The sequence below is a fragment of the Pseudoxanthobacter sp. M-2 genome (assembly GCF_046156265.1).
In the GTDB taxonomy this organism is placed as follows: Bacteria; Pseudomonadota; Alphaproteobacteria; order Rhizobiales; family Segnochrobactraceae; genus CAMDHY01.
Genome location: NZ_JAWDIR010000002.1, coordinates 113,235 through 130,096 on the forward strand (window position 1 = coordinate 113,235; position 16,862 = coordinate 130,096).

14 protein-coding genes are annotated in these 16,862 nt (G+C 67.5%); 3 read left to right on the plus strand and 11 right to left on the minus strand.

Annotated features, from left to right (window positions below; translation table 11 throughout):
* Positions 1-2 precede the first annotated feature (2 nt).
* The 3 genes from RUR49_RS01520 to RUR49_RS01530 form a co-directional block, all read right to left on the minus strand.
* Entirely contained in the window at positions 3-1,463 is a 1,461-nt protein-coding gene (locus RUR49_RS01520) for a TrkH family potassium uptake protein (RefSeq protein WP_409144564.1), read from the minus strand.
* Between the two features lie 55 nt (positions 1,464-1,518).
* Positions 1,519-2,169 (minus strand): GOLPH3/VPS74 family protein, encoded by a 651-nt coding sequence (locus tag RUR49_RS01525; protein WP_409144565.1) that lies wholly within the window; start codon positions 2,167-2,169, stop codon positions 1,519-1,521.
* A 75-nt stretch (positions 2,170-2,244) separates the two neighbouring features.
* Complete coding sequence (locus RUR49_RS01530) at positions 2,245-3,978, minus strand: solute carrier family 23 protein (protein WP_409144566.1); 1,734 nt, start codon at positions 3,976-3,978, stop codon at positions 2,245-2,247.
* A gap of 236 nt (positions 3,979-4,214) precedes the next feature.
* Here RUR49_RS01530 and RUR49_RS01535 point away from each other — a divergent pair, with 236 nt between their 5' ends.
* Positions 4,215-4,553, plus strand: a complete 339-nt coding sequence (locus tag RUR49_RS01535) for an STAS domain-containing protein (protein ID WP_409144567.1) — start codon at positions 4,215-4,217, stop codon at positions 4,551-4,553.
* Between the two features lie 352 nt (positions 4,554-4,905).
* Complete coding sequence (locus RUR49_RS01540; RefSeq protein ID WP_409144568.1) at positions 4,906-5,940, plus strand: aspartate-semialdehyde dehydrogenase; 1,035 nt, start codon at positions 4,906-4,908, stop codon at positions 5,938-5,940.
* A gap of 81 nt (positions 5,941-6,021) precedes the next feature.
* Here the strand turns inward: RUR49_RS01540 and RUR49_RS01545 are convergent, their stop codons facing one another.
* Together RUR49_RS01545 and RUR49_RS01550 are read right to left on the minus strand one after the other, a co-directional pair.
* Positions 6,022-6,987: a carbohydrate kinase family protein gene (locus RUR49_RS01545; protein ID WP_409144569.1), complete on the minus strand. Its 966-nt coding sequence runs from the start codon at positions 6,985-6,987 to the stop codon at positions 6,022-6,024.
* 70 nt (positions 6,988-7,057) lie between these two features.
* A complete protein-coding gene (locus RUR49_RS01550) occupies positions 7,058-7,297 on the minus strand; it encodes a helix-turn-helix transcriptional regulator (RefSeq protein ID WP_409144570.1) in 240 nt (79 codons plus the stop codon).
* Between the two features lie 114 nt (positions 7,298-7,411).
* On the opposite strand from RUR49_RS01550, the gene RUR49_RS01555 reads away from it, so the two are divergent.
* A complete protein-coding gene (locus RUR49_RS01555; protein ID WP_409144571.1) occupies positions 7,412-9,373 on the plus strand; it encodes a cation:proton antiporter in 1,962 nt (653 codons plus the stop codon).
* Here RUR49_RS01555 and RUR49_RS01560 read toward each other — a convergent pair.
* The 6 genes from RUR49_RS01560 to RUR49_RS01585 all read right to left on the minus strand — a co-directional run bounded on the left by RUR49_RS01560 (position 9,363) and on the right by RUR49_RS01585 (position 16,668).
* Complete coding sequence (locus RUR49_RS01560) at positions 9,363-10,106, minus strand: SDR family oxidoreductase (protein WP_409144572.1); 744 nt, start codon at positions 10,104-10,106, stop codon at positions 9,363-9,365. The genes RUR49_RS01555 and RUR49_RS01560 overlap by 11 nt on opposite strands.
* A 17-nt stretch (positions 10,107-10,123) precedes the next feature.
* Entirely contained in the window at positions 10,124-12,109 is a 1,986-nt protein-coding gene (locus RUR49_RS01565) for an ATP-binding protein (protein WP_409144573.1), read from the minus strand.
* Positions 12,110-12,285: 176 nt separating this feature from the next.
* Positions 12,286-12,480: a hypothetical protein gene (locus RUR49_RS01570; RefSeq protein WP_409144574.1), complete on the minus strand. Its 195-nt coding sequence runs from the start codon at positions 12,478-12,480 to the stop codon at positions 12,286-12,288.
* A gap of 235 nt (positions 12,481-12,715) precedes the next feature.
* Positions 12,716-13,870 carry a sigma-54 interaction domain-containing protein gene (locus RUR49_RS01575; protein ID WP_409144575.1) on the minus strand — a complete coding sequence of 385 codons (1,155 nt, stop codon included), beginning with the start codon at positions 13,868-13,870 and terminating at the stop codon, positions 12,716-12,718.
* A 33-nt stretch (positions 13,871-13,903) separates the two neighbouring features.
* Positions 13,904-14,524: a hypothetical protein gene (locus RUR49_RS01580; protein WP_409144576.1), complete on the minus strand. Its 621-nt coding sequence runs from the start codon at positions 14,522-14,524 to the stop codon at positions 13,904-13,906.
* A gap of 329 nt (positions 14,525-14,853) precedes the next feature.
* Positions 14,854-16,668, minus strand: a complete 1,815-nt coding sequence (locus tag RUR49_RS01585; protein ID WP_409144577.1) for an aminopeptidase P family protein — start codon at positions 16,666-16,668, stop codon at positions 14,854-14,856.
* Between the last annotated feature and the right edge of the window lie 194 nt (positions 16,669-16,862).

Consider the following 16,862-nt stretch of genomic DNA (forward strand, 5'->3'; position numbering starts at 1 on the left):
TGTCAGGAGCGCCAGTAGATCGGCGACAGCAGGACGAGGATCGTCATGATCTCCAGTCGGCCGAGCAACATGGCGGCCGACAGCACCCAGACGGCGGCGTCGTCGAGGGTGGCGAAGTTGCCGGCCGGGCCGATGATGTCGCCGAGGCCGGGGCCCACATTGCAGAGCGCCGTCAGGGCACCGGTCAGGCTGGTGACGAGATCGAGGCCGGACGTCAGCGACAGCAGCACCGTGATGATCGCCAGGAGGGCGAAGAAGGCGATCAGGAAGGTCATCACCGATTCGAAAACGTCGGCATCGACCCGCCGGTCGCCGTAGCGCAGCGGCACCACCGCGTTCGGATAGACGAGCCGGTGCAGTGACCGGTTGAGGGCGGCGAAGACGATGATGAAGCGGTAGATCTTGATGCCGCCGGTGGTCGATCCCGAACACCCGCCGATGAAGGTGAGGATCAGGAACAGCGCCACCGCGAACGGCCCCCACAGCGCATAGTCGGTCGAGGCGAAACCCGTTGTGGTGATGATCGACGTGACGTTGAAGGCGGCGTGGGTGAGGGCGTCATGGAACGCCATGTCGTGCGTCGCCGTCAGCCAGATCGCCAGCGCGATCGAGGCGGCGACGATGGCGGCGACGAAGACCCGGACCTGGATGTCGTTGAACAGCGTCAGCTTGCCGTTGACGCAGAGGTCGACGAACAGCACGAACGGCAGGCCGCCGAGGATCATGAAGACGATGGCGGCCCAGTGGATCGCCGGGCTCGGAAAGAAGCCGAAGGAGGCGTCGTGGGTGGAGAAGCCGCCCGTCGACACCGTCGCCATGGCGTGCGTCACGGCATCGAAGAAGGTCATGCCGAGGGCGGCATAGACGAGAGTGCAGAGGACGTTGAGGCCGACATAGATGACGACCAGCGCCGTCGTCAGCTGGACGACGCGGGGCAGCGCCTTGTCCGAGCGGTCGGAGGATTCGGCCCGGAACAGCTGCATGCCGCCGATGCGCAGGAACGGAAACAGGAACAGCCCGATCGCGACGATGCCGATACCGCCGAAGAACTGCAGCAGCGCCCGCCACAGCAGGATGCCGCGCGGCACGTTGTCGAGGCCGGCGATCACCGTCGAACCGGTGGTCGTCAGCCCCGAGACCGCTTCGAACACCGACTGCGCGAAGCTGAGGTTCAGCGCCGAGAAGTAGAACGGCAGGGCACCGACGAAGCACGTCGACAACCACAGCACGGTCGTCACCAGGAAGCCGAAGCGCGGCGAGAAGCGCGGCAGCGGCTGGCGCAGCGACAGGATGCCGAGCAGCGAGACGACGAAGACGGCGACGCTCACCCCGACGAAGACCATCCAGTCGGGGCTGCCGTCGGCCAGGTCGACGAAGGCCGGCAGCAGCATCGCGACCGCGACGTGCATCGAGAAGAAGCAGGTCGCGTAGAGCGTCGGCCGGAGGTACTGGAGCGTCTGCATCGGCCTATCGCGGCTCGGCGGTCTGCGGTGCCGCGGCTGTCAGCGTCGGTGTCTGTCAGAAACCCGTCTGCGTCAGGGCAATCGACCACTCGATGTCGCGGATCGCGCGGCCGACCGACTGGCCGATCAGATCCATCTTGCGGATCGTCTCGACACGGTCGCGGACATGCTCGCACTCGTCGGCCGACAGCATCATCGGCAGGAGGTTACACGCCGAGACGAGGCTGATCAGCACGACGTCGCGCGGATCGGGGATCTCGTCGTCGAACAGGATGGCGAACAGGCGCCGCTTCACCTCCCGCTCGGCACGGCCGTCCACCACCGGGTAGGCGCGCGTCTTGAACACCCAGAGGAAGCGGTCGTCCTTCACCTTGAGGACGCCGCGCTCGACCAGCCGGTCGAGCGCCTCGGTGCGGAAGTGCTCGCCGTGGCGCGAGAGCTGCGCCAGGTAGGCGTCGATCGGCTGCCCGTTCGGCATCTCGGCGACGAGCGCCAGGGCCTCGTCGAGCAGAGGCTCGCCGGTCGGCGTCTTGTCGACGACGTCGAGCCGCTTCGGATCGGTATCGACGCGATCCTTGAGCGCGAGGTCCATCAGAAGAGCGCCGGCGCCCGCGGTATCGAGCCACGGCGCGAACGCGGGCCGGAGCAGGCCCGTCTCGTCGTCGAGGCACAACAGCAGAAGCTCTTCGAGGAACGTGAGATTCACGGCAGGCGACTCCCCAGCATGATGCATCGCGACGGCCTCCGGGCTCGACACGCGTACCCGCGCGACACTACCGGATCAGTGCTCGAAGTGCAGTAGCAGATAGGAGCCACCGTCGCGCGATCCGCTCGAGACCCGGTCGGTGAGGCGCGTCAGGATCGCGGCCGATGCCGCCTCCTGGAACGCCGCCTCGTCGAGGTCGGCGCCGGGGGCCACCGGGGCGGGGGCATGGATGACGGCCGGATCGCCGGAGTGCACGAGTTCCACGGTCAGGTCGGTTTCATCGAACCACGCCGTCACGGCCGTGAGGCGCCGCGGCGATCCGCCACGTTCGAGCAGCTCCACGGCCTCGCCGGCGGCGAGCTTGGCGTGGTTCAGCACGTCCCGGCGCACGCCCCAGGCCGAGCCCTGCTTCTCGAGCATCGCCGTCACGGCGGCCGAGCCGCCCTCGCCCGTCGGCACATAGGTGGCCGTCTGCCGCGAATTCAGGCGGAACAGCAGGTTGAGGCCGACCGCGCTGACGCCCGCGACGATCACGGCATCCTCGAAGAGCGCGCGTACGAGATCGGGCGCCGTCGACACCATGTCCTCGTAGGCGATGCCGATCAGGCCGAGGCTGACGGAGACGCCGACCAGGAAGACGCCGCGGCTGTCGAGGGCGCGGCTCGCGACGAGCTCGATGCCGGAGGCGATCAGGAACGACGCGGCATAGAGCGCCACCGCCCCCATCACCGGCCCCGGCATCAGCGTCAGGGTGACGGTTAGCTTCGGCATCAGGGCGAGCGCCAGCATCATCGCCGCGACGACGAGCCCGATGACCCGCGAGGTCGCTCGGCTCGCGTGGGCGAGGCCGATGTTGGCGGAGGACGGCGCCACCTGCATGCCGCCGAAGACGCCGGAGGCGATGTCGCCGATGCCGTTGGCGGTGATGCCGCCGGCGACGCGGCGCATGTCAGGGCGGCGCCACGCCGCGTCGTCCATCTTGTCGATGATGACGACGCAGGCGAGCGTGTCGAGGCCGACCATGATCGCCATCACCGAGAGGGCGGCGAGGGTGCCGACGCCGACGTCGAAGGCGGGCAGACTGATCGCCGGCAGGCCGAACAGCGGCGCGGCGGCGATCCGGTCGCCCCCCTCCAGGATGCCGAAGCCGGCTGCCGTGGCGACGCCGAGGGTGAGGCCGACGAACAGGGCATAGAGCTTCAGCGCGCGCGAGCCCCACACCGACAGTGCCGCGATGGCGCCGAAGGTCACGAGGAAGACAATGAACTCCGGCAGCTGCACTGCGCTCGCGTGGTCGAGGCCGAGGCCACCCTCGAAGGCGTATTCGACGAGCGACAGGCCGGCCACGAGCACGACGACACCGGCGACCTGCGAGGGGAAGACCGAGCGGAGATAGGGGATCGCGCGCGCCACGAAGAGCTGAACGACGCCGCTCGTCAGCCCGATCATCACCAGCGCCGAGGGACCGGCGACCTTCATCGCCCCGCTGACGATGCCGATGTAGAAGGGATTGGGGATGTGGACGATCAGGCCGCCGGAGCCGACACCGCGGCCGACCGCCTGCAGCAGCGTCGCGACCGCCATCGCCAACACCGTCCCCGACAGGATGAGGCGCGTCGCCTCCGCCCCCACCCCCGCCGACCGGCAGGCGATCAGCACGTAGGCGGAGAGCGACAGGGCCATCACGGCGTGTTGCGTGGCGAGACTGAGGAGCGCCACCAGTGGCGGCCGCTCGTCGGCGGCGTAGCTGAGATCGGGCGGGCGCTGGCGGGGCGGGCCCGGGACGAGCAGCAGACGCGACAGATTCATGCTGGCCCGGTCCTCTCTCGCGCAGCGGCGCCGGCCGGACCGGCACACCCCAAAGGTCCGGCCCGGAGCCCTGCCGGACCTCGCACCGGTTCCGCATCGTTCATGCCACAGCCGGCGCGGGCTGGACAGGCGGCGGCGGGGTCGGTATCCGTTCTTGCGCGCGAACCCTGCCGCGCGCGCCCTCCCGATCGCGTCCCGATCCGGGTGAGGGCGGCGGCCCAACCGACGGAACGATCATGACGATTGCGACGGAACGCTCGGGCGATGTGCTGGTGCTGCTCCCCCAGGGGCGCCTCGACAGCAACAACGCGGCGGCGGTCGAGAGCGAAATCCTCGCCCACGTCACGGCGGGCACGAACCGCATCGTCGTCGACTTCTCGGGCCTCGACTACATCTCCAGCGCCGGCCTGCGCGTCGTTCTCGTCGTCGCCAAGCGGCTGAAGCAGGCGGGCGGAGCCCTGGTGCTGTGCCGGCTGCCGGCGCACATCCGCGAGGTCTTCGAGATCTCCGGCTTCCTGTCGATCCTGAAGTCGGCCGACACCCGCGAGGACGCACTGGCCGCCGTCAGCGCCTGAGCCGGGGCCGGGGCGGTCGTCCCGGCTGCGCACAGGCCGCGGTGCCACGTCGGCCGCCGGCGCACACGCCGTTGACGGGCGGCGGGTTTTCCGTCATCACCACCGCCGAGTTCCAGCGTGACGCGGCCTCGCATGTCCTTTGCCCATCCTCTCGCCTCGCATGACGCCCGCCGCTTCGGTGGCGGCGACCGCGTGCGTCAGGGTGCGGCCGGGCGGCCTGCGTCGAAAACGACCACGACGACGCGCTGATCCTCTCCTCGCCCCCGCCGCACTCCCCGGGGACGGGGAGGGACGGACGCCCGCGCGGGTCGCCGCCACGCCGGGCGCCATCGGGAGGCAGGAGCTGAGAACCATGGGCTATTCCGTCGCCGTCGTCGGCGCGACCGGCAACGTCGGTCGCGAGATCCTCGACATCCTCGACGAGCGCGGCTTCCCCGCCGACGAGGTCGTCGCCGTCGCGTCCCGCCGCAGCCAGGGCACCGAGGTCTCCTTCGGTGACAAGACGCTGAAGGTGAAGGCGCTCGAGACGGTCGACTTCTCCAAGATCGACATCTGCCTGATGTCGGCCGGTGGTGCGATCTCGAAGGAGTGGTCGCCGAAGATCGCCGCTCAGGGCTGCGTCGTCATCGACAACTCGTCGACCTGGCGCATGGACCCCGACGTGCCGCTGATCGTGCCGGAGGTGAACGCCGACGCCATCGCCGGCTTCCGCAAGAAGAACATCATCGCCAACCCGAACTGCTCGACCGCGCAGCTCGTCGTGGCGCTGAAGCCCATCCACGACCGCGCCGGCATCAAGCGCGTCGTCGTCGCCACCTACCAGTCGGTGTCCGGCGCCGGCAAGGACGCGATGGACGAGCTCTTCGAGCAGACGCGGGCGATCTTCGTCTCCGACCCGGTGGAATCGAAGAAGTTCACCAAGCGCATCGCCTTCAACGTCATCCCCCACATCGACGTCTTCCTGGACGACGGCTTCACCAAGGAAGAGTGGAAGATGACGGTGGAGACCAAGAAGATCCTCGATCCGAAGATCAAGGTGGTCGCCACCTGCGTGCGCGTGCCGGTGTTCGTTTCGCACTCCGAGGCCGTCCACCTCGAGCTCGAGAACCCGCTGTCGGCCGACGAGTGCCGCGAGATGCTGCGCGAGGCGCCGGGCTGCCTCGTCGTCGACAAGCGCGAGGACGGCGGCTACGTCACCCCGCACGAGGCGACCGGCGAGGACGCCACCTACATCTCCCGCATCCGCGAGGACCCGACGGTGGAGAACGGCCTCGCGATGTGGGTCGTCTCCGACAACCTGCGCAAGGGCGCGGCGCTGAACGCCGTGCAGATCGCCGAGGTCCTGGTCAACCGCAAGCTGATCCAGGCGAAGCGCCAGGCCGCGTAGGGTCCGGCCGCTGACGGTCCGGTCGCCGACGACCGGCGGCCCCACCCGGCTGCCCGAGGCGTCGCCCCGGGCGGCACCGGCTCAGACCTCGCCGGGGGCCTCGCCGGCCTCCCTGAGCCGCTCGTCGACCTCCGCCGCGCGCGGCAGGTCGGCGCCGGCGCGGCCGCAGGTGATCGCCGCGGCGGCGCTCGCATAGCGCAGCACGCGGCGGAGCGTCTTCTCGTCGATCGAGGCGAGCGCTGCCGGCGCCATGGCGTTCTCCTCGGCGAGCCGCCACAAGAGCGCCGCCTGGAAAGTGTCGCCGGCGCCGACGGTGTCGACCACCGCCGTCGGCATCGCCGGCACGAAGGTGCGCAAGGACGACGTGAAGGCGTGGGCGCCCTCGCCGCCGTCGGTGACGACGACGAGCCTCGCGCCGCCCTTCAGCCAGCCGGCGGCGACGTCGGCCATCGCGGCACCGCCATAGAGCACGCCGAGATCCTCACGGCTGACCTTGACGAGGTCGGCGATCGCCAGCCACTCGGCGAGGCGGGCGCGCCAGATGTCGAGATCCGGCTCCACCGACAGCCGCACGTTCGGATCGACGGAGACCACCACGCCCGGCGACCGCGAGCGCGCCAGCGCGAGTTCGCTCGTCCCGGTCGGCTCGGTGACCAGCGAGAACGAGCCGGCGTGGATGACGCGGGAGCCGAGCGGCAGGCGGGGCAGGTCGGCCGTCTCGAGCGAGCGGTCGGCGGCGCGGTGGCCGTGGAAGGCGTAGGCGGGCACGCCATGGGCATCGACGCCGACGAGGCTGATCGTCGTCGGCCCGCCCTTGCGGACGATCATGCCCGTCCCGACGCCTTCCGCCTCCAGGCGCTTCAGCAGCTTCGCACCGAGGAAGTCGATGGAGATGCCGGTGACGAGCGACACCTCGGCGCCGAGGCGCGCGAGGCCGACGGCGACGTTGTAGGGCGAGCCGCCAGGGTGGGCGTCGAAGCGCAGCGACGCGCCGCCTTCCCCGGCGACGAACAGGTCGAACAGCGCTTCGCCACAGACGATGAACATCGAGAGCATTCCCGGCCCGGACCGGGCGGACCTTGCACCGACGACCCGCCGCAAGTCCAGCCGGACGCCCTCAGCCCGGCGGGTGCGCCAGCCGCACGCCGGGGCCCTCGCCGTCGGCGGCAATCAGGCGCACGCCCGCCTCGGTGAGCGCCCGCACGATCTGCGCCTCGCTGGCACGGTGCAGCTCGTGCCGGCCGCCTTCGAAGTCACGCACGGTCGAGCGCGACACGCCGGCGTGCTCGGCGAGCTCGGCCTGGCTCCAGTCGAGCAGCCCACGGGCGGCACGGCTCTGTTCGGGGCGAAGATTCATGGTGCTCGGCACTTGCCCAATGTGGTCGTAATCAACCATATTATATGAATATAGACAAGCCGGGGCTCCGTGCCCCTCTCCGGACCTCCAGTTCCACGAGGCCCCGCCCGCTCCATGCCGCACGACACGCCCCTGATCGCCACCATCGTCGTCGGCCTTGGTCTGGCGTTCGTCTTCGGCGTGATCGCCCAGCGGCTGCGGCTGTCACCGCTGGTCGGCTACCTCGTTGCCGGCGTCGTCGTCGGGCCGTTCACGCCGGGCTTCGTCGCCGACCAGCATCTTGCCACCGAACTCGCCGAAATCGGCGTCATCCTGCTGATGTTCGGCGTCGGGCTGCACTTCTCGCTGAAGGACCTGTTGTCGGTGCGGGCGATCGCCGTGCCCGGCGCGGTCGTGCAGATGGCCGCCGCCACCGCGATGGGCTTCGGCCTCGGCACGATGATGGGCTGGCCGGTCCCGGCGAGCCTCGTGTTCGGCCTCGCCCTGTCGGTGGCGAGTACGGTGGTGCTGCTCAGGGCGATGCAGGAGCGTCGGCTGATCGAGACCGAGCGCGGCCGCATCGCCGTCGGCTGGCTGATCGTCGAGGATCTCGCGATGGTGCTGGCGCTGGTGCTCCTGCCGGCGCTCGCGAGCCTCATCAGCGGCGGCGAAGAGATGGTCCGGTCCGATCCGATCGCCGCCCGGCTCGGGCTGGGGCTTCCCGGCGTGATCGGCCTGACGCTCGCCAAGGTGGCGGCCTTCGTCGCCGTCATGCTGCTGGTCGGACGGCGGGTGATCCCGTGGGTGCTGCACTACGTCGCCCACACCGGCTCGCGCGAGCTGTTCCGCCTCGCCGTGCTGGCGATCGCGCTCGGGGTCGCCTTCGGCGCGGCGAAGCTGTTCGGCGTCTCGCTGGCGCTCGGCGCCTTCTTCGCCGGCATGGTCTTGAGCGAATCCGAGCTCAGCCACCGCGCGGCGGAGGAATCACTGCCGCTGCGTGACGCCTTCGCGGTGCTGTTCTTCGTCTCGGTCGGGATGCTGTTCGACCCCTTCAGCGTCATTCAGGATCCGCTGCCGCTGCTGGCGACGCTGTTCATCATCGTCGTCGGCAAGTCGATCGTCGCCTACCTGATCGTCCGGATGTTCCGCCATCCGGTGGGAACGGCGCTGACGATCGCCGCGAGTCTCGCCCAGATCGGCGAGTTCTCCTTCATCCTGGCGAGCCTCGGCACCCGGCTCGACCTTTTGCCGGACGAGGCGAGCGACCTCATTCTCGCCGGCGCCATCCTGTCGATCATGCTCAATCCGCTGATCTTCGCCATCCTCGACAGGCTGCGGCCCCGGCTCGAGCCGCGCGTCGAGCGCTACGCCCCTGCTGCGGCGGCGCCGGCCGCGCCGGTGCCCGCACCCGGCGCCCCGCCCGCGCCGGTGCCGTCGGCAGCAAGCGACGGAAAGGTCGAGGCGACTGCCAACGACGCCTCCGACGAGCCGCGCCTGCAGACCGACCTCGCCGGCCACACCATTCTCGTCGGCTACGGCCGGGTCGGCAGCCTCGTCGGCGCCGCGCTCAAGGACGGCGGCACGCCCTTCCTCGTCATCGAGGACGCCGACAAGGCGGTGACGCGCATCCGCGACAGCGCGGTGGAGGTGATCGTCGGCAATGCCGCGAGCCCCGACGTGCTGGCGGCCGCCAACCTCGCCGGCGCCCGCCGCCTCGTCGTGGCGATTCCGAACGCCTTCGAGGCGGGCCAGGTGGTCGGCCAGGCGCGAACCGCGAGCGCCGCGATCGAGATCATCGCCCGCGCCCACTCCGACGCCGAGGTCGAGTACCTGAACGATCTCGGCGCGAACACCGTCATCATGGGCGAGCGCGAGATCGCCCGCGGCATGATCGAGCAGCTCGGCACCGCCCACCCGTCGGTCGAGGAATTGATGCCGGGGGCGCCGACAGCTGGCGGGCCGGTCACGCCGGCCACCGCTGACCCGCCAGACTTGCCGCCGGACCCGGCAGCGGATGTCGCCTCGCCCGACGCTCCCGCGGCGGGCGACCCGCGCGCCGGGAGGACGGACGCAGACGGCCCCATCGTCAGATCGTGATGCCGCCGTCGATGACGAGCGCCTGGCCGGTGGTGAAGGCCGATTCGTCGGAGGCGAGGTAGACGGCAAGCGCCGCCACTTCCTCGGCCTTGCCGATGCGGCCGATCGGCTGGCGGGCGATGAAGGCCTTGCGCGCCGCCTCGGCGTCGGCCGCCGCCGCGACACGGCCGTGCCAGGACGGCGTCTCGACGGTGCCCGGGCAGATGGCGTTGCAGCGGATGCCGCGGCCGACGAAATCGGCGGCGACCGACTTCGTCAGGCCCACCACCGCCGCCTTGGTGACGCCGTAGGCAAAGCGGTTGGGGAAGCCCTTCACGCTGCCCACCACCGAGGCCATCTGGACGATCGAGCCGCCGCCGGCGGCCAGCATCGCCGGCAGGAAGGCCCGCGTCATCCGGTACATGGAGCGCACGTTGAGCTCCATGGAGAAGTCGAAATCCTCTTCCTCGCAGTCGAGGATGGAGCCGTGGTGGACGAAGCCGGCGATGTTGGCGAGCACGTCGACCGCTCCCACCTCCTCGGCGAAGGCCGTGATCGCATCGCCATCGAGCACGTCGAGATGGCCGACGGCGAGAGCGGGATTATCTTTCTTCAGCGCCGCCAGCGCCTCCTCGTCGATGTCGGTGGCGAGGACGCGCGCACCTTCACGCGCAAACGCCAGCGCCGTCGCCCGGCCAATCCCCTGCCCCGCCGCCGTCACCACCGCCCTCTTTCCCGCCAGCCGTCCCGTCACGTCACGTCTCCATTCTTCTACCGTCTTGTACCGATCGCCTGATGATTGACGATTACGACCTCTGGGTCCCGCAAAAATTGAATTAAGTCGGACAAGCAAATTATCTCGAATTTCATTTGTCTTTCGTACCAAAGCGCATGAGTACTACCAAAATAGCGCCGTGACGAACCTTCCTCTCCTACTAGTCGGCTAGAAAGGTTATATCGCGATTCATAAGCTTTACCGATTTCCCAACACACAACCAACTGAACATCCGTGTCAAATTTCTCCTCCTTCTCAAAATCCGCTATTAGACCATCAAGATTAAACTTGTACTCTAGAACATTCGGCATTGAGAGCTTGCCCGCTATATTTGCCCTAGCTACTCCAAGCGGATTAATAGAAGGTGAGAATCTAAACCTTTCATCATCAATGTAATAAGTTCGAAAACAGCTATCGTATCGATCATACTGCGACGTTGAAATAAAGTCAAATCCTCTTATAATCTCCATTCCAACCAGTTCATGAAAAATCGCCACGACATCCTGCTCACTACGAGGGGTAGATGCATAGGACAACCTTCTTCCAGCAATCGCTAATTCCAACGGATTCTCTTCAACATGCTTCTTTTGCATCAGCTTCCACTCAAATAAATCAGTCTCATCAACTGCGGGTGGAGAGCCAGAATCCTCACGCATCAGGTGTATGTAGCGCTTAAATATATTAACCGCCTGTCTACTAGTTTTCTCAGCCAAAGCCTTAATCTCTGGCTGAAATACCTTCCTACCCATATCTGGATTTCCATCTCGAAAGTGGATGAGGATGTGCGTATTCGCCTGATATCCAATTGTTGACGTCAGCGGAATTACATTCAGATCGCCCTGGACCATGAAATCGCTAGCTATCTGCATTCCACCCCTCAAAAGAAGGGGACTCCTGCGAATCTTCAGTACTTCTGCCTGGTACTGAGTCCATGACTTGGCTGAGGATGCAAAGCATCCATATATCGCAACGTCATGCAGTCTAATTAACCTCTCTTCAGCTTCATCAAAAATCTTTGACCAGGATGGATCCGACTCGTCAAGCAGATTATCTTTTGTCCAAATCTCGTACATGGCTGACAAATTCTTGAATTCTGCGGCAATTCTGCTTGAATCGCCATCACTAGCCCTTACGTGACGGGCGACCTCGTCGACAGATTTAACCTTAGGCAATATCGAACCCCCAATCTCGTGGGGCCAGGGGTACTCCACATTTTCGCTTTCAATCACAGTCCTCTGACCAGCACGATCGACAACAGAGACAGTTGCGCGTGTCTTAGGTGCCGGCGCTCCGGCCAGGTAGACACCTCCAAGCGGCGTCCTTATTTTCAACATCTCAAGCCACTGATAAGCTGAAGTGGCATTCCACCATGTCAAATCTGGCCGATTTCCATTTCCAATATGAATCGTTATAGAGGTACCGGACGCCAGGCCATCTAACTCGGGATCATCTCCATCTATTTCAACAAATCTAGGACGAGAATGAGTATGGCCGATTTCCTCCGCCCAGGCTCTCCCACCACTCAATTTGATAGCGTGCTTAGTGCCGCCCTTCTTTGTTGCAACGCTAATACTTGAAAACCCGTACGCTAGAAATGTCGCCCCCACCCCCTTGTGGCCGCGTGACTCACGCCTATTTTTGAAGCTTACGGATGGCCGAAAGCAATATCTCAGCTCCCTTGCATCCATCCCTATTCCGTTGTCGACGACATTGATCGTATTCTCAATGCAGTTTATATTTACTGAGATGTGGCCGGTATCTGGCTGACCTGCCTTAACGCGGGCATCAATTGCATCCAGCCCATTCTGAATCAACTCAGAAAATACATCGAAGTAGTTCGTGTAACTCTTTAAAATGTTTGATACAATTCTCTTTGTCGCTTCCTGGAATATGCTTCTATCCTCCAAGTCGTCCTGCATATTCTCACTGAGGGGATCAAAGCCATCCAAATAGCGCGGCATCCCTTGCGAGTTTTCTATCACTTGCTACCCTCCCGCGTCCGCAACGGTCCCCGTCCGGAGTTTCGCACGAAATGGTAGAGAAGCTTCACTCTCTAGTCAAAACTGAGCCTAGGCCAGCTGGCCATATAGGTGGGACGGGCAAGAGAAAAGCTAGGGATTCGGCACGCAGAGCCAAGTAGCAACGCTGATACGTAATTCTATTCGGCAATCGCCCGCTTCCGGCCTCGCATCAGGCGCCGAGCCGCGAGTTCGGCTGCCGCGGCGCTCGGGAAGGTCACGCCTTCCAGGGCGGAGAACATGTTCTCGACGGCGTGGAAGACGAAGGCGCGGCCCGAGCGGATGAGGATTCCGGCGGCGGTCTCTTCGATCTCGACGACGTAGGCATCGAACATGGCGTGCAACTCCTCACTCGACCGATCACGCGGACGTGAAAACGCCGCGGGAGGCGATGGGTTGCCCGGCGCCGGCGGAAAAGCTGGTGCCTGTCCCTCATCCGGATAAGCAAGTTGCGGGCCGAATCGCGTCGGGCTGCCCGGAGCCGGTCGCGCGGCCTCCGGCTGGTCCGCGCCGCGCCGGTCGCGGGGCGCGTCGGACCTGAGGGGGATGACGGGGGCGAGCGCGCCCGGCTCAGCCGGAAGGTGCCGGACAGGGCGCGTCTCCGACCTCGCCGGCAACCGCCTCACCATTGCGCCGCCGACGCGGCGGGATGACGCCGAGATGGGCGAGCTGCGTGCGGAAGGCGTTGCGGCTGAGGCCGAGGCGTTCGGCGGCCCGCACCTGGTTTGCCTGCGACAGATCGAAGGCGGAGCGCACCAGAAGCCGGGTGACGCGGTCGAACAGCTCCGGCTCGCCGTCCACCAGCGCCCGCTCGAACAGCGCCCGCAGGGCGTCCTCGAGACCGGCCGGGGCGTCTGCGACCGGCCGCAGCGAGCGCGTCAGCCTGAGCTCGTCGGCCTCGATGCGCGGCCCGCGGGCGAGGAGCACGGCGTTGTGGACGACATTCTCGAGCTCGCGGATGTTGCCCGGCCAGCCGTAGCCGGTGAGGGCTGTGAGCGCTGCCGGCGCGAAGGAGAGCTCCGGGCGGCCGAGGCGACGCCGGTAGAGGTCGAGGAAGTGCGCGGCGAGCGGGCGAATGTCGCCGGTTCGTGCCCGCAAAGGTGGCAGCGTCACGGTCGCGACGTTGAGGCGGAACAAGAGGTCCTCGCGGAAGCGGCCGCTCGCCACGGCGCCGTCGAGGTCGACATTGGTGGCGGAGACGACGCGGACATCGACCGGGATAGGGGTGCGGGCGCCGACCCGCACGACCTCGCGCTCCTGCAGGACGCGCAGCAGCTTCACCTGCATCGGAAGCGGCAGGTCGCCCACCTCGTCGAGCAGCAGCGTGCCGCCGTTCGCCGCCTCGAACCACCCGGGCTGCGTGCGCAGTGCGCCGGTGAAGGCACCCTTCTCGTGGCCGAACAGCTCGGCGTCGACGAGGCCGTCGGCGAGCGCACCGCAGTTCACCGCAACGAACGGGCCGGTCCGGCGCGCGGAGAGCTGGTGGATCTGCCGTGCCACCAGTTCCTTGCCCGTCCCCGTCTCGCCGACGACGAGGACGCTGGCGTCACTCGGCGCGAGGCGCGCGAGCTGGGCTTCGAGGTCCCGCGAAACGGGATCCTCGAACACCATCGCGGTGGCGCGCACCGTCTGCGGGTGGACGCGGCCGCCGGTCGCATCGAGCGACAGGACGCGCGGCGACGGGTTCGGCGGCACGTACGCGTGCCGGTGATAGGCCTCTCGCACGGGCGACTCCTTTCACGATAAAGACGAGTGTTTTTATCGTGTAAAAGCGCTGAAGGCGAGACGCTGTGATGCGTGAGGAGCCCTCGCGGCGGAAAATTCGCCGCCCCAGGGCCGCGTTTTCGGGGCACGCGCCCAGCCGGAGGCCGGAACAGCAGGAACGGCGCGGCGCTCGCGCTCGGTCCAGGCGGTCTCAGCCCGCAACGTCGCAACGTCGGCCACGAGCCTCGGCGGCAGGGGAATGCCGCGCGCCGCGAGCGTGTCGATGACCACGGTCGGATCCGGCACCTGCTCCGCCTCGGCGACGAGCGCCAGGGCCGCGGCGTCACGGCCGAACCCGCAGTGGAGATAGAGCGGTCGCGGCAGCACGCGCACCATCTCCCGGAAGGCCCGCACCATCTGCGGGGTCACCGCGCCGGGCGATGGCAGGCGAAGGAACGCGAGCCCCGCCGCTTCGGCCGCGGCCCTTTCCCGATCTTCGGTGGCGTCCGGGATGTCGGCACCAGTGGCAGAGCTGCTCGGGTCGCGCGTCAGGCAGACGATTGAGCGGAAGCCGCTGGCGGCGAGAATGGCGATGTCTTCATCGTCGGGCTCCTCGCCCACGAAGACCCGACCGATGGCGACTGGGGGGATCATGCCCATGATGGCCTCCGACATGGCGGACGATGGTCCGCACTTGCAGAAGCACTCGCAGAAGGCGTGCCAGGTTAAATGGCGCGCAATCTCAGCAACTTGGCTCGGTCTGCCTGGTGCCACGTGTGGCATGGGCAACCGGGCAGCTGCCGAACCGCTGCACCGGAAGCAGCACGCGCTTTCGTCAGAACAGCAGGTAGATCAGGATGATGATCGGGATCGGGATGCCGATCATCCAGAGCAGGATACCCTTCATGTCACTTCTCCGTGCGTGAGCGTTGTCACGGTGGAGAACGCAGCAGTTGGAAGCGGGTTCCGGCGCCTGACTCACACGTCGGCCGGCTGGACGTCGCTCAGAGCGGTGCGGTCGCCGCCGCAAGCCACGCCCGCGTCTCGTCGTCGACGAACGGGCCGATGCGGGCCATCACCTCGGCGTGGTAGCCATCGAGCCAGGCGCGGTCGGCCGGCGACAGCAGCGCCGGCTCGATCAGGCGGCGGTCGATCGGGGCGAAGGTCAGGGTCTCGAAGCCGTGCATCGGCCGCTCACCGCCGGCGAGCGGTTCGGCGGGCGTGACGAGCAAGAGGTTTTCGATGCGGATGCCGTATTCGCCCGCCTTGTAGTAGCCGGGCTCGTTGGAGAGGATCATCCCCGCTTCGAACGGCGTCGTGCCGAGCTTGGAGATCCGCTGCGGCCCCTCGTGCACCGAGAGATAGACGCCGACGCCGTGGCCCGTGCCGTGGTCGAAGTCGAGCCCCGCCTTCCAAAGCGCCATCCGCGCGAACGGATCGAGCTGGGCGCCGCTGGTGCCGACCGGGAAGCGGGCGGTCGAGATCGCGATCATGCCGGCGAGGACGCGGGTGAAGCGGTCGCGCATCTCCGCCGTCGGCTCGCCGACGATCACCGTGCGGGTGATGTCGGTGGTGCCGTCCTCGTACTGGCCACCGGAATCGATCAGATAGATCTCGCCCGGCTTCAACGGTGCGCTGGAGGCGCGCGTCACCCGGTAGTGCGGCAGCGCCGCGTGGGCGCCGGCGCCGGAGATGGTGTCGAAGGAGATGTCCTTCAGCGCCCCGGTCTCGGCGCGGAAGCGCTCCAGCGCCTCGGCGACCGCGATCTCGTCGAGGTGGCCCGCGGGCGCCGTCTTCTCCAGCCAGTGCAGGAAGCGCGTCACCGCCGCCCCGTCGCGCAGATGGGCACGGCGCGTGCCGGCGATCTCGGCGGCGTTCTTCACCGCCTTCGGCAGCAGCACCGGGTCCTGGCCCTCGACGATCGTTCCGCCGGACGCGGTGATGCGGCGGGCGATGGCGTCGGCGGTGAGCTCCGGGTCGACGAGGACGCGTGCCGCCTTCGCGCCGAGCGCCGCCAGCGCCGGCGTCAGTCCCGACGGCTCGGCGATCTCGGCGACGTCAGCCACCGCCGAGCGGACGGCATTCGACAGCTTGCGGCCGTCAATGAAGAGCTGCGGTGGCGCGCCCTTGCGCAGGATGGCGAAGGCGAGCGGCACCGGGTTGTGGGCGACGTCGCTGCCGCGCACGTTGAACAGCCAGGCGATCGAATCCGGCTGCGTCAGCACCGCAGCGTCCACGCCGGCCTTCGCGAGCGCCGCGTCGAGGCGGGCGATCTTCTCGGCCGCAGAGGCGCCGGCGAGGTCACCCGGCTGCAACTGGACGGCGCCGACCGGCAGGTCCGGCCGGCCGTCCCACACCGCATCGACCGGGTTCTCCGCCACGGCGACGAACTCCGCCCCGGCCTCGCTGCACACCTTCTCCAGCCGCCGCACCTGCGCCACCGTGTGCAGCATCGGGTCGTAGCCGAGGCGCTGGCCCGGCTTCAGCCGGCCGGCGAGCCACTTCGAGGGCGGCATGTCGACGAGGTGGCAGCGCTCGAAGGCGCGGCCGTCGGTCTGCTCGCGCACCTGGAGCGTGTAGCGCCCGTCGACGAAGACGGCGGCCTCGTCGCCGAGCACCACGCAGGTGCCGGCGGACCCGGTGAAGCCGGTGAGCCAGGCGAGCCGCTCGGCCGCCTTCGGCACGTACTCGCCCTGGTGCTCGTCCGCGCGCGGCACGAGGAAGCCGTCGAGGCCTTCGGCCGCGAGCCGGGCGCGCAGGCGGGCGAGCCGGGCGGGGCCGGCGGCGGGTTCGGACGCGTCGTCGAAGCTCTGGAACATCCGGCGTTTCTAGTGGCGCGGCGGTCGGCCCGCAACGGGGCGCGCCGGCGGCGGGGTTAAGATCGGGTTTATGCCGCGCCGCACCATTTCAGTGTGCACATGCAAAATGCGCAGGGCCGGCATGCGGCCGGACCGCTACCGCGACGCGGCGCCGGTGCCTAGGTTCGCCTGGTCTAGGGAGGACGACGACAGAC